Origin of the sequence: Tunturibacter empetritectus, assembly GCF_040358985.1 — a bacterium.
Taxonomy (GTDB): Bacteria; Acidobacteriota; Terriglobia; order Terriglobales; family Acidobacteriaceae; genus Edaphobacter; species Edaphobacter empetritectus.
This window is the reverse complement of sequence record NZ_CP132932.1, coordinates 146718-160730: the sequence shown is the minus strand read 5'-3', so window position 1 is coordinate 160730 and position 14013 is coordinate 146718. Positions and strand designations below refer to the sequence as shown.

Annotated in this window: 6 protein-coding genes; all 6 read right to left on the bottom strand. The window is 59.8% G+C overall.

Annotated elements, in window-relative coordinates; genetic code table 11:
* Nucleotides 1-215: 215 nt before the first annotated feature.
* The 6 genes from RBB75_RS00470 to RBB75_RS00445 all read right to left on the bottom strand — a co-directional run bounded on the left by RBB75_RS00470 (nt 216) and on the right by RBB75_RS00445 (nt 13816).
* Nucleotides 216-1778 (bottom strand): tetratricopeptide repeat protein, encoded by a 1563-nt coding sequence (locus tag RBB75_RS00470; RefSeq protein WP_179638558.1) that lies wholly within the window; start codon nt 1776-1778, stop codon nt 216-218.
* A complete protein-coding gene (locus tag RBB75_RS00465; RefSeq protein ID WP_179638557.1) occupies nt 1775-5599 on the bottom strand; it encodes an FG-GAP-like repeat-containing protein in 3825 nt (1274 codons plus the stop codon). The genes RBB75_RS00470 and RBB75_RS00465 overlap by 4 nt, the downstream gene beginning before the upstream one ends.
* A 20-nt stretch (nt 5600-5619) precedes the next feature.
* Nucleotides 5620-7218, bottom strand: coding sequence for a tetratricopeptide repeat protein (locus RBB75_RS00460; protein ID WP_353069198.1), 1599 nt, complete (start codon nt 7216-7218; stop codon nt 5620-5622).
* A 12-nt stretch (nt 7219-7230) separates the two neighbouring features.
* On the bottom strand, nt 7231-10875 hold the full coding sequence (locus RBB75_RS00455; RefSeq protein WP_353069197.1) for a carboxypeptidase-like regulatory domain-containing protein: 3645 nt from the start codon (nt 10873-10875) through the stop codon (nt 7231-7233).
* 298 nt (nt 10876-11173) lie between these two features.
* Nucleotides 11174-12406, bottom strand: coding sequence for a multiheme c-type cytochrome (locus RBB75_RS00450; RefSeq protein ID WP_353069196.1), 1233 nt, complete (start codon nt 12404-12406; stop codon nt 11174-11176).
* Between the two features lie 6 nt (nt 12407-12412).
* On the bottom strand, nt 12413-13816 hold the full coding sequence (locus RBB75_RS00445) for a hypothetical protein (RefSeq protein WP_353069195.1): 1404 nt from the start codon (nt 13814-13816) through the stop codon (nt 12413-12415).
* Nucleotides 13817-14013: the final 197 nt, after the last annotated feature.

Here is a 14013-nt window from a genome sequence, read left to right as displayed (position 1 = left end):
GATCCGCTGGGCAAGCGCGGCCCAAATATCTTCAAGTGGTTTTTCATACCAAGACATTCTGCGCCATGCACGGTCAGGAAGGCGGATCGATCGCCATGGGCGACGTGTTCGCACGGCGGACGGTGGAAAAAATTTTGGCGCCTGATCCGTGCTCGCACTGATTCATCCGCAGATGCAAATCTAACAAAGTGTTTAGGATCGCCATTACTGCGAGGTTAAGGGCATTGGAGCGGCAGACCGGAGTGCGGTCTTGGTGCGCCGGTTGCCGAGATGAACTGTGCTAGATCAATGCCGGTGAATGCGGCGGAGGCCTGGCCGCCGACTTCGCGCGACTGGCGGAAGAGCTGCATCTCGCGGTCGGAGTCGGCGGCGCGGCCCATGCGCTTGTAGGCGAGAGCGAGGTGGTAGTGTGGCTCGGGGTCGTGCGTGAGCCTGAGAGCGGTTTCGTACTCGGAGACTGCGTCGGCGAAGTCGTTGCGGCGGAAGTAGCTGTCGGCAAGCTGCTGGTGGGCTTTAGCGAGGGCTGAGTCTAGCTGGATGGCGTGCATGAGCAGGGCCTCGATTTGCGCGGCGTTGCCTGGAGGATATGCGCGGGCGAGCGCAAGGGCGTAGAAGTAGTTTGCGTTTGCGCTGTTGGAGTCGAGCGCAAGATAGCGTTTGAAGGTGTCATGAACGCGGCTCCGCTGATCAGTTGAAGCGGCAGCGGATGTAGCGAGGAACGAGTAAGGGCGCGGGTCCGCCGGGTCGATATCTGTGGCTGTAAGGAAGTTCTGGAGTGCCGCGTCGATGTCGCCTTGAAGGAAGCGGGTGGTGCCTGCTCCAATCTGCATGGAGACTGATTTGGGATAGCGGGTGATGCCTTCAGTGAATGCGGCGGCAGCATTGGCGAGCGAGCCGGAGAGGAGCAGTTCGTATCCGATGCCGAAGGAGCTCTCTTCGGAGGGCAACAGAGCGACGGCCACGCGGTATTCCTGTGCGGCTTGTGGGAAGAGGCCAGAGCCTTCGTCGGCGCGGGCAAGGAGCTGGTGGAGCTCAGATGTGTCGCGGGTGACGAGAAGCCGTTTGAGTAGCTTTAGCGCGGCGTCGAAGTTGCCTGCTTCGAGCCAAGCAGCGGCGAGGGTGCGGGAGGCAGATTCGTTGGCGGAGTCGAGCGCCAGGGTGTGTTGCAGCGGCGGGATGGCTTGGGAGGGTTGATCGTGGGCAACGTACAACTGGCCGAGCCGGAAAGATGGTTCGGGCTGATCGGGATGCTGTGCGACGGCTTGGCGGAGTTGGGGTTCGAGGACGCAGGGCCAGTCCTTTGCAGTTGACGTAGCAAAGGAGGTGTCCTTGCGCCTCAGCTCGGCGATGCCGCGCAGCACACCAGTGGAGGCGGTTGCGATGGATGCGGAGTAGCCGCCGGGATCGATGAGGCCGCGGATGCCAGAGGATTGGAACTCGAGCGGAGGCGCGGGGGCGCGGGCGAGGACGATGTCCGCGTTGAAAGGGGCTGATTGGAGATGAATGGAAAGTGGGCCGGATGCAGCGTAGCCCGTGAGGACGGCGGAGAGTGCGTAATCGCCAGGTGGAAGGTCTGCGGCGAAGCGGAAGCGTCCGGATGAGTCACTGATGGCCTGCTGCGTGGAGCGACCTGCGAGGGTGAGGGTGACGTTGGCGAGGGGGTTGCCGTCTGAGTCGCGAACGGTGCCGGAGACGGATGCTGAATCGGCTGCGGAGCTGAAGGTTGGTGAGAGGATGACGAGCAAGAGCAGGCAGGCGAGAAGGCGAAGAGGTCTCATGGCGTTCCCATCCTGTCGAGCGCGGATTGCACGGCGGCGTTGCCCGGATGGCGGGTAAGGAAGGTAGTAAGGATCTCGCGGGAACGATCGCGCTGGCCGGCGCGGTTGTAGAGGGCCGCGGCGTTGATCGCGGCGCGGTCAAAGTCCGGAGCGAGCCGGCGGCAGCGCTCGAACTGCTCCAGCGCTTGGTCGGTCAGGCCGAGGCGGAGCAGGACGGCGCCGAGATTATTGATAGCGTCGGGGTTGCGAGGGTCAAGACGGATTGTGGTTTCGAGTTCTTCGCGGGCGTGCTTCAAGTCGTTCTGCGCGACCAGTGTCACGGAGAGGTCGAGATGAAGCTGGGCGACGCCAGGCGCGGTGGCGATCAGCTCTTCAAGGATCCTCTGGGCTTCGGCGGCGCGGTTCTGAAACTGGTATATGCGCATCATGTTTTCGATCGCGTTGGCGTGGTGCGGATTGATGACCGCGGCGCGGCGGAACTCATCGAGAGCCTCGTCATACCTCTGCTCGGAGCCAGAGACTGTGCCGAGGTTGTTCCAGGCGTCTGAGTCTTGCGGGTTGAGGCGCGTCGCTTCGGTGAGATACTTGCGGGCCTCGGGGTAGAGCTTGCGGTTGAGGAAGATGGTGCCGAGGTTGAACCAGGCAAGCTGGTTGTTGGGATCGGCGTCGATGGCGCGGAGGAAGGCGAACTGGGCGGCTTCCTCATGGCCGTACTCGGAGAAGGCGATGCCGAAGGTGAGGTAGTCGTGCTGCATGGGAGCGCCGTAGTAGGGGCCGGGAAACGGCATGGCATGAGCGAGGAACTCGTCAGACGTGCGCGGCGCGGAGTTGGCGTCGGTGATGACTTCCTGCGCGGCGACGAGGCCGGTGTAGACGCGGACGATCGCGCCCTGCACGTCGAGGAGGAAGGAGACGGGCAAGGGCATGTCGCGGCGGCGATCGAAGAGGTATCGGTACTGGATGTTCCAGGGGCCGAGTTCGCTTTCAGTGGCGATGTGGATGGGGAATGCGGAGGTTGCGAAGGCGGTTGCGGATAGCTCTTTATCGGAAGATGCGGAGACAACGAAGAGCGCGAGGTTAGCACTAGTGAATGCCGCAGAGGCTTGCGTGAGGTGTTCGAGCTGTCTGCGGCTGTCTTGTTTCGCGGTGCAATCCGCGCCGAGGAAGGTGAGGAGGACTTTCCTTCCCTTGAGATCGCTGAGTTGATGGATATCGCCGGTGCTGTCGGGAAGCTTGAGGGCGGGGCCGAAGAGCGGGGCGATCAACCATGTGGCCAGCCTCGTATCAACTTGTGCGGATAGCTGCGAGGGAGGCGGAGCAGAGGCGGTGTGCGATGGAATGGATCGATAGGGTTCTGCTTTGAAGGTTGGCGTGCCTTCATCGATCTGAATGCGATGGTCGATTGGGAGGCCGTCGTAGCGATCGACGTTGCCGGTGGGCCAGCAGATGGAGATGGAGATCGGTCCCGATGCGCTGCCGAGGCCGAAGGACAGTTCCTTCGTGTGCTGCGAGGCGAAGCCGCTGCCTGCGGAGATGAACTTAGTCTGGCGTTGCGCGCCGGACTCGATAGTGACGGTCGCGCCGATTGCGTCGCGGTTGCTGGTGTGTCCGGTGAGGCGAAGGACGATCGAGTTGCCGATGTCTTCGAGGTCGTTGCGGAGTAGGCGCAGCTGTGGGCCTGTGCGGTTTTTGAGGACCACTTCGAGGCGGCCGTCGTGGTCGAAGTCGCTGAGCGAGAAGGCGCGAGCGTCGTCGATGAGGTCGAGACCGACCGCGCCGGAGACCTCCGAGAACGTGCCATCACGGTTGTTGGCGAAGAAGACGTTGCGCTGGTAACCACTCCAGGAGTAGCCCGAGCGGAGAAGCTCGTTGATGGCGTTCCAGGCGAGTTCGTACTCGGGCGATGCTCCGGCGGAGGTAGCGGAGCGTTGCGCGACCTGCCGCCAGAAGAAGCTCTGTAGGTCATAGTGGTTGGGACTGGAGACAAAGCCGTTGGCGACGTAGAGATCCGCCCAGCCATTGTTGTCGAAGTCCCATGATGCGCTCGACCATGACCAGCCGCACTTGGCCGATCCGGCATGGGTGGTCCGGTCGGCAAAGCTGCCATCGCCGTTGTTGCGATAGAGCGAGTTGCCGGCGTTGTGCTTGCGATAGAGCGCGCGGATAGTGGAATCGACGCCGGGAAGGAACTGATCGTCGGCGGTGATGCGGTTGCCTTCGGCGAGCCACATATTGGCAACGTAGAGGTCCTGAAGACCATCATTGTCGTGGTCGATCCAGCAAACACTCATGCCTGGCCCGTAATCTTCGACCCCTGCTTTGGCGGCGATGTCGGTGAAGGTGCCGTCGCCGTTGTTGCGGTAAAGATTCTTGCGGCCGAAGTCGTTGGCGACATACAGATCGGGCCAACCATCGTTGTCGTAATCGCACCAGGCGGCGGCGAAGCTAAAGCGGTTATTGTTCTGGTCCATGCCGCTTGAGACAGTGACGTCTTCGAAGGTTCCGTCACCGCGGTTGCGGAAGAGGAAGTTTGGCGGCCCATTCTGCGCGTCATAGTAAGGCGCGGGAAACTGGTGATGGTTCAGGCCCTTGTAGTAACTGTAAGTGCAGAGATAGACATCGAGGAGGCCATCGCGGTTGTAGTCCACAATCGCCGCGCTGGTAAAGGTGCCTTGCGGCAGCCGGCCGAAGTGGAAGGCATCAGGGCGGGGTTCGAAGCGGCCATTGCCCAGGTTCTCGAAGAGAAGGACGCCGCCGGTGCGGACGACGAGGAGGTCCTGCCGCCCACGGTTTCGGAAATCTGCGAGGAGTGCAGAGGCGGTGCCGTCGAGGATGCCGGTGCCGGAGGCTTCGGTGATGTCTTCAAAGGTGCCATCGCCTCGGTTGTGATAGAGGCGGTTAGGAAGACCGGCGGGCTGGCAGACGTAGAGGCTGTCGTATCCGCTTGCGTCAATGTCACCGACGGCGATGCCGTGGTTTCCATAGACGTCGATGCCGGTAGCACCGTCGAGCGCGGTGCGACATGCGTCGATACCAAGCGACAACTGTGTGCTCGGGGAGAGGCAGCGGCCTGTGATCTCGGTGAAGCCGGGGCCAGTAAGGCGGCTTCGGAGTTCGGGATCGGCAGCCCAGTGCGTGATCTTCCACTCGGCAGCGTCTTCTCTTGCCCACACTAGCTTCCACGCTCCAACCCGTTGTTCGCGTGCGCCATCGTGTGTTTTTCCGACAAAGTTGTAGCGGATGTCCGTGTCGATGGTTAGCGGAGAGGTCGTTGCGATGCGGATGTCGCAGAGGTCGAGCTCAAGGGTTTCAATCTTGGCGAAGGGAGCGAGGTATATGGCCAGTTCGGCGAGGAATTTCTCTGGGCTGCTGCTTTGCGAGACTTGGAAGCTGCGGCGCTCGATGTGAAGCGCGCCGGAGTTGCGAAGTGGGACCGTTTGGAATTGAGCCATCGAGCAGGCTATGAGCGATTCCGCGAGATGAGTGCGTATTGCACCGATTACAGATGTCTCGGCATATATTGAGGCGACCCATGAATCCAGCACTTCAATAATGTCGACAGCATATTGCTCACAGACAAAGATGTCTGCTGCAGGATCGAGTTTGGAGATGAAGCGTTCGAGCAGCAGAGGGTAGAGCGTTCGCGAGGTTACCAGGCATGGGGGAGATAGAGGTGGCGGCGGAAGCAACAGCGCTGCGCGGAGTTTGGCCGCACGCAGCGCGAGAACGATACCTCCGGAGCGAACGAACGATCGGCGGGAGAACCACGTCGAAGAGGCGGGATCGGGAAGGTCCGAGGTGGGATGTACGTTTTCGGTCATTGAGTCTTAAGCTCAGGAAGTCACTGCAAGGAAGATCCGCCAGTCATCTCGCGCATTTCGATGTTGGCGTTCGCTCGGCGTTGCGCGATGAGAGCCTTAGCCTGGTCTTCTGCCTTCTGAGCGAGGACGACGTTGCCGGTCTTGCGGTAAAGACGTGAGAGCTGAAAGTGGATGCTGCCGTCCTGATCTCCGGGAAGAGCGAGTTGATACTCCCGTATGGCAGCCTCAATGCTGCCTTCCTTGGCGTCGGCGTGGGCGAGCAGGAGGTGGACTCGGGGCTGCATCTCGGGGGGTCCGGCAGCGCACTTCGCGAGATAGGGCCGGGCTTCGACGTAGTGGAAGTTGGCAGCCAGGATTTCGGCCATGAGGAGGTTTAATTGCGGGTCCTGCGGGCGGTCGGCGAGAGCGAGCCTGTCGGTAGCGGCGGCTTCGTCGAGCCGGCTCGTGCCAATGTCAGCGACGACTGAGCCGAGAAGAGCCCCGGGGTCGTGGGGATCAACTTCGAGGGCCTTCCGGTATTCGCCGAGGGCACTATCCATCTGACGCTGGTCACGGTAGAGGTCGCCCACCATGTCGAAGCTGGCGGCGGAGTGCGGGGCGAGATCTTCAAAGCGAGCGAGGGCGGCTACGGCCATGCGCTCATTCGATTTGATGGACCAGTAGAGGGCTTGGGGTTCTTGCGGGGAACGCTTCAGAGCTTCGTCTGCCTGCGCGGCGCTGTGTTCGTAGTCGCCTGCCCAGAAGGCGCAGGCTGCTGCGTCGAGCAGAGCGGCAGTAGCATCGCAGGCGGCCAATGACGCTTTATTGAGGGCAGAGCTGAGTTGCTCGTCGAGCTTCTGCAAGGCAGTTTGCGAGTTTGCGGGAATAGGAAAGAGATCGGGGTGCGATTCAAGCCAGCTTACTGTGCGGGCAAGCGTAGCGTGCTGGGCAGGAGTGGCTTTGGCGAGCGCGCGGTTGTAGGTGTCTACGGCTTCAAGAGGACGGCCCTGGGCGAGGAGCTCGTCGGCGAAGAGCGCGCGGGCCCAAACAGATTGCGGCTGGATCGTGGCTAAGTCCTGGCCATCGGCGGCGATGACGTTGAGCGACGCGGTGCCGAGGCCGAGCCATGCGGCCGGGTTATCTGGAGTGAGGCGGGCGGCAGTGGCATAGGCAGACTCTGCCTCGCGGGGTTTGTTCAGGACAGCGTTGGCTTTGGCGAGAGTGAGAAGGACTTCGGGATCGCTGGGCTGAAGGGTGTGCGCTTTGTTGAGATAGGGCACGGCCAATTCGGGCTTGCCGGACTGGATATACCCCTTGCCGAGAAAGAGCATGGGAATATAGAGGGTCGGTCTCAGCCGCAGAGCGTGCTTCAGACTGATGACGGAAGGGCCAATCTCGCCGGCTAGATACTCCATGACGCCGCGGTTAGACCACAGCTCAGGCGTGGCAGGAGCGAGAGTTGTGGCGCGAGCGTAGATGGCCGCAGCTTCAGCGTACTCTCCGGAAGACTGAGCGGCGCGCGCCCTCTCAAGCAGTCCGTCGAGATCTTGTGCCTGGCCGCGCAAGGGACAGGCACAAAGCACACCGGCGAAGAGCGACAACGAGAACGCAACACGCCGAACAAGTTGAGACAGCCGCATCAGACGACCAATCTACCAGATCACCTTCAGAGCGAATTGGATGGATCTGGCGTCGAATGCCTGGGTTATATAACCAAACTTTCCGACACCGTCGTCCACGCCAGTATCGGGAGTAAAGAAATTCGCGTGATTCGGCAGGTTGTAAAACTCCGACCGGAACTGGAGGTTGATGGTGTCGTGGAGCTGCCAGACCTTCTGTAGCGATGCGTCCCAATTATCATAACCAGGGGAACGCAGGCGGGAGATATACCGAGGGGTATTGCCAGGGGTATACGCGGGAGCATTCTCGAACGCTGCAGTGTTGAACCAAGTGCCGGTGCCAGGAACGGTATTGCTTCCTATGCCGGGGTGAGAGACATGGGGGTCCGCGATCTGTTGCGCATGCTGATTGCCGCCGAAGTAGTTGGAGTTGTTGTTGCCGGTGATGCTGAGCGGGAGTCCCGTCTTGATCGTGGTGATGCCTGATACCTGCCATCCGCCAATCACTGCGTTGGTAACCCGGCCAGCGTTGCCGGCAAACTTCTTACCTTTACCGACAGGGAGCTCGTAGATGTAGTTCACCACCAGACTGTGGGTCTGGTCGGTTCCGTCGACAGACCTGTCGAATCCCGGATTGTAGTTGTTCCGATAGCCGTTCGAGTTACCCCGATAGGCCCAGTCGGCCGTTCCGCCGGTGTCATCGATGAATCTTGAAAAGGTGTACGAGACGAGGACATTCAATCCCGCATGGAAGCGATGATTGTAGTCGATCAAGAGCGCGTTGTAGTACGAATCGCCGATGGTAGGCTCGTTCTCCTGCACGCCGCAGTACTGCGGGAATGGCTGAAGCAGATGGGCCTGCTGAATGGTGGGAGCATCGAGGCCGCAGGAGCTGGACTTGATGACGCCATAGAACGGATTGGGCACCATGGCGACCAGATTGTTATTGTTCGCCGCCGTAACCAGCGAAGGATCCAGCTGTGTGCGGTTGATGTAGTTGGCGAGCAGGTGGGTTCCGCGGTTGCCAACGTAGCTCGTCGTCAGCACGTCGTTTGTTGTGAACGCATACTGCACTCCCAGCGAGAACTGCTGCAGGAGGGGAGAATGGCGGTTGTAGTGAACCCCGGTGCTTGCGTTAAACCCTACGTCGGTCAAAGGTCCGAGCGCGTTGCCGGTAGGCGCCAGCAACCCATTGGGGAAGGGATTGCTGAGGTTCGTTTTGAGGGTGAGACCACCATTATCGCTGGCGTCGTAGTTTGTCGCCTGGCTATATCCGGGGCTGGACTGGATACCAACGAAGGAGGATGGAGGAAAGAATATCCCGTACCCGCCGCGCAACACAATGTGCGTGTTGAGCTGGTCGGTAAAGCCGAAGCGCGGCGCGACGTTGGTCAGATTCAGATTGTTCAGGCCGCGGTTGCCAGAGGTGCTATACACCTCTCGTCCGGGAAGGGAGAGTCCAACCGAGTTGCCGATGGGGTTGATGCCGGTGTAGTCGAAGTAGGCCTGACGGTTATGCCGCTCCGTGAACGAAGGCTGAAACTCGTAACGCAGTCCGAGGTTGAGAACGACTGTCTTCGTTACCTTGAAATTATCTTGACCGTAAAAGCCGATGTAGTGCCTCTGGGGGGCGGTATGGAAGGCGTTAAGGGTGGTAGGGTTACCGTTCGTTCCGCTGTCTGGCGTTCCGATCAGCAGCGACGCAAATCCATAGCCTGCAGAACCAACCGGGCTCGTGTTCAGAAACTGCGAAGTGTAGTCCGGCTGAAAGCTGAACTGAGTATTTGCAGGACCATTGCCGTTGTTCTGCAGGACGACGTCGATAAAGCCGAAGGAGAGGTCATGCTGCTTGAACGTCTTGGTTGCGTCCACGCTCACGCTGCCGACATTCGCGATGCCGGCTCCGAATCCGCCTTGGACGGGTCCAAGCGAAGAGCCTCCGTTGCCGACAAAGATCTCAGGGAACTGGTTCGAACCGTTGTTGAGGGCCGCCGGCAGTCCAAGGGTTGTCTGGTCGAATGGGTAGCCTTGGTATAGGCCGCCCTGGTTCCAGCGATGGAACCCAGCGTTTGCGCTGATCGCGGTGGTCGCATTGAAGATATGGCTGAAGCCGGTGGCGATGCTGTAGCGGTTGTTGGGACGGATGTTGCCTGGACCGCCGGGATCACTCGCGCCATAGTAAGTAGGCGAGTTTGTCTTCTGCTCGTGCTTGTTCGCGTAGCGGAAGTACATGCGGGTGGCATCGGTGAAGTTGTGGTCTACCCGGACGATGAACTCGTTCGAGGTGGTCGGGGCGGAGGCGGTCGCAAAGAAGTTGTTGCTTACGTTGCCGTTGGTCGGTGTGGGGTAGTACGAGATGAGCTTTGCGCCGACCGGGTTAATCGATGAAGAAACGTTGTTGTTCTGGAAGGGATCGCGGTAGTAGCAGGTCGCCGTTCCACCGGGGCAGCTAACCTGCTTGCCGACCGTCGCGTCGACGCTTCCGTTGGTTAAAACTCGTCCGGTTGCGGGATTAAAGAGCTGGTTCACCTGGATGGTGTTGCCAAAAGGATCGAGAACATTGGTGGTCGTGCCGTTTACTGTTTGCGTGACCAGCGCTCCCGTCAACAGTTGCGAGAAGTCGCCTGTCCGCATGGCGGCAGTCGGAACGGTAAAGGTGCTGTTAACCGGGGACCCTTGACGCAGCCCCTCGTATGCGCCAAAGATGAAGGTCTTGTCGCGCTGCTTGTAGAGTCCGGGAATGTAGAGCGGTCCGCCGGCGGAGACTCCAAACTGGTTGCGCCTGAATTGTTGTCTCGGGCTGCCGTTATGGTTGTTGAAGTAGTTGTTGGCGTCCAGGTCGGAGTTCCGGATGAACTCAAAGACGTCGCCATGAAAGTTGCTGGTGCCGGACTTGGTCTGGATATTGATGACGTTGCCGGTGCTGAATCCGTTCTGGGCGGTGAAGGAGTTGGTTTGGATCTTGAACTCGCCGACGGCCTCGACAGAAGGCACGTAGATGGCAGCGCCCCAGGTGCTATCCGTATCCCAGATGCCGTCAATCAGATATCCTGAGGTGCCAAAAAAACCTCCGCCGAAGTTGAGGAAGGAGACGTCCTGGTCGGCCTTGCCGGAGGTTCCGCCTTCGCCGAGCGCCTGACTCTCCGAGGTGTTCGAAACAGAGGAGTTGAGGGTCGCAAGAGCGATGACGTTCCGAAGGTTGAGCGGGAGATCCTCGACTTGCTTCGAGGTGATCTCGGAGGAAAGGTTAGCGTCGCCGGTGTTCAGCAGCGGCGCCTGGCTGGTGACTTCGATCTGCTCACTTTCGGCACCAATAGGAAGCCGGATGTCCTGATGGGCTGAGCGCTCCGCGACGAGGGTAATCCCCTTTTGCTGATAGGATTTGAAGCCCTTCATTTGAACCTGCAGGCTGTACTGTCCTGGCGGCAGCAGCGGGACAGTAAAGTCGCCGTTGGCCTCCGTCTTGATCGCACGGGAGACACCGTTGTCGGATCCCGAGACGATGACGGTCGCCCCTGAGATGACCGCGCCGGTGGTGTCAGTGACAGTCCCGGTCAGGGTCGCTGAAGTGGTGAGGTCCTGAGCAACGAGAGCAGGCGACACGGTGACGAACGTGAGAACTGCAAAAATTGAGAAAAAGGCAATCCAGACCGTGCCTGAAGAGCGAAAAACTTTCATGTTCAAGCTTCCTCCGAAAATTCCTACTCGCTCGTCCGGAACTTTTTCATGTTCCGTAACGTGACAAGCGCGAGCAGGATAGCGGCACCCATTACCGACATCCGAGACAGAGCAGGCAAGGTGTACTACGGTAAGCTGAAACGTAATCTCTCATAATCATTTTCATTTCAGTTACTTACGAGCTTGGTAGGGTACTGTCCGCAACCCAATATTTTCTGCGGGACGGAGCCCTCAGATCAGTGGCAAGATCAGCGGGAAGCGTCTGCAAGAACCGGAGTTCAAGGCTGAGGAACGGAAATCAAGGAATGCTTGCGCGCACGATACGAATCTGGTGATCCGTGAAAGAGGCGTGGGTTTGGGGAACCTCAACCTTTGGCATGTGACAGGTGACGCAGTTGTTGGTGGCTACCTTGCACCCAGATGCGGATGGGATCGGATTGGACGTAGAAGGGGGATGATCGCGAACCTGTTGAGCCGACCCTGAGTTGTGGCAAGCGAGACAGTTGTGGTCGTAGGCTGCACTCTCGCGGACCAGCGGCCGGTGGGGGTCATGACAGGCGATGCAGGTGATACGTGCGTCGCCGGTCTTTCCCCAGCAACGGCTCTTCTCCAGGCGGTAGGGCTGAAAACGGACCGAGATCGCGCCGAGGTTGGCTGGCATAAAGACAGCGACATCGGAGAAGGTGCGGTGACAGGAGCCGCAAAAGTCGACAGAATCGGCAGGCGACATGGAAGCGGGGTTGATGACGGAGGCGATGGTCTGGCGAACCTTTCCGGTTTTGGCAGCGACAACATGCGCAGCGCCAGGGCCGTGGCAGGCTTCACAGGTGACGCCGGGGACGGATTTTTCTGGAACGAAGACGTTCGATAAAGTGGACGCGGTAGTGTGGCAGGCGAAGCAACGCTGTGCGGTATCGAATGCAAGTTCGTGACCGAGAGCGTCGTGCAGGCTCGAAGGAAGCTGTCCGGAGTGGCCGACGGTGATGTCGAGGGCGTTCAGGGCGGTGTAGTAGCTGAGGCGTGACTCGATGTAGCCGTCCTTTTGCCTGAGGAGATAGGTCTGGCCGGTCTCGCTATTGCCGAAAGCCCAGGCAACGGCTCTGGAGTCGGAATGAGACCCGGAGGCTGAGACGGAGTCAACCGAGTAGATGGTGCCACTCACGGTCTGTTGAACTGCGTACGAGAAGGTGCTCTCCTGAAACTTCAAGGGTGAGTGGAGAGAGAGCAGTGAGGCTGGTGTCGCCGCATGGTACATGGGGGTCTGGTGCTGAAGAGAGGCTATGTCTGCGTGGCAACCCGCGCAGGCGGCCTCGCCCGCGTACTCGCTTGCGGAGGCGTCGCCTTTGGTAGGCCAAAAAGCAGAGGCGTACATACGCTCCTGAGTCGTGAGGCTGGTAGGTGCAGTAACCACTTGGGGAGTCGTGTTGGAACGGGCGTAGCAGAGAGTGACCGCTGCGATGGCTGCGACGCAAAAGAGATGGCGGACCGCTGGCCGGAACCGCGTCACTAAGCTCGGTCTAAGGACTGGCAAGGTGATCTACCAATATGATGTGGCAACCACATCGACCGCGACCGGGGCGTTGCCTACGACCTTAATGCGGAGGACGGCCTGCATATTTTTTCCCTCCCAGCCAGATGGCGCGGACTTCAGAAGGTCGTTCATTCTATCGGGGCTGGTAACGAACTCGGCTGCGGCCTGGGTGCCAAACGAGCCTATGCCGCCAATGGAAAGCACTGGGCCGCCGGTGTTCGAGTGTTGCAACCGTGATATCAAAGCGTAGTCTTCGGTCGCCGGAACCCCATTTTCTTCGTTGATCGTCCAGCTATGTGCGGGGTCCGCACGGTTTTCGATTTTGATGCCATCTCGAAACGAGTAAGGGAGGTCCTTCGTCGTCTCGAGCGTCCACGTGTCGTTGAAGCCGCCGACGAGCACAGTGGGAGTATTACGGATGTCACCCATGGTGATATCTGCTGCAGACCTCAGATTGTATGGCTTGTCCCAACCCTTCATGAGGCTGACGACCTGCGTAACGGCTGCAAGATCCGCGACACTTACGAAACAGTCCTTCACCGCCGTGAGATCGTCCGCCTGAATGGTGCCACCCTTGGGGAGATCTACAAAGAACTCGGGACCATTGTGTTCGATTCCATGCTCTTTTTTGTAGCGTGCGAGGTATGAGGGCGTGAAGCGATAGACGGCATTTGATCCGACGTAGACCAGGACAGGCTGGCCGGAGCGGGTAAGCGGTGCCCAGAATCTCTGCTGCAAGATATTAGAGCGGACTGTCCAGGCCTTCCAGCCGACGAGAACGAGCAGAGAGAAGATCACTGCGGCAAGGCCGATGTAAACTCCTGCCCGGCGCGCCTGCGGGGGGTGGTCGAAGCTGACGGGCAGAGGAGCAACGTGATCAAGCACAGGCGGCCCTATCAGGGCTGCGCCGGCTATAGGGGCTGTCGAGTCATGGGAGGCGGAGTCGAGGGCGGACGCGGAGACCGGAATTGGCCTCAAACCGTGGTCCTCTCTTAGCCCGTGTTCGTAGTGAAAGGTGACCCGGTACGATCCGGGCTTGAGCTCGATGTGGACGATCTCAGGGGGTGCGTCTGAGTTGGCTTGGGAGTTAGGCTCGACGGCTTGGTAGAACTGGGCAAGGCGCTTGCGGACGTCGGCGGCGCGCATTCGGACGACTGGATCTTCGCTGGTGTCGTAGTTAGCGGCGCGGCCAAAGACCTCGATGCCGAGGATGCGTTCGCGCAACGATGCGTCATCGCCATGCAGGGAGTGCTTGACGACATAGCTAAGAAGATCCTGGCACTGCCTGCTGGTACGAAAGGGCTGGCTTTGCAGAATGAGGTGCAAGGTGGCGCGAACCGCCGCGTCGCTGGGCTCCAAACGGGGTAGCGGGGAGGAAAGACTCTCGGGCGCGTGCGGCACAGTTGGCATGTTTGTTCCCATTTAATATCGATAAGATAACCGGCGGTAGTATACCCCCGATGGATCGTCCAGCACTAAGTGATACAAGCCTCGCAGCAGGGGTCTACCCGGTCATTCAACTTCCAGGATGTGGGCCTGCCGTCGCTGAGTGCGCGGGACGCATCGTAGACTGCCCCCTAAGTGCGAGATGCGGAGCATAGACGCCG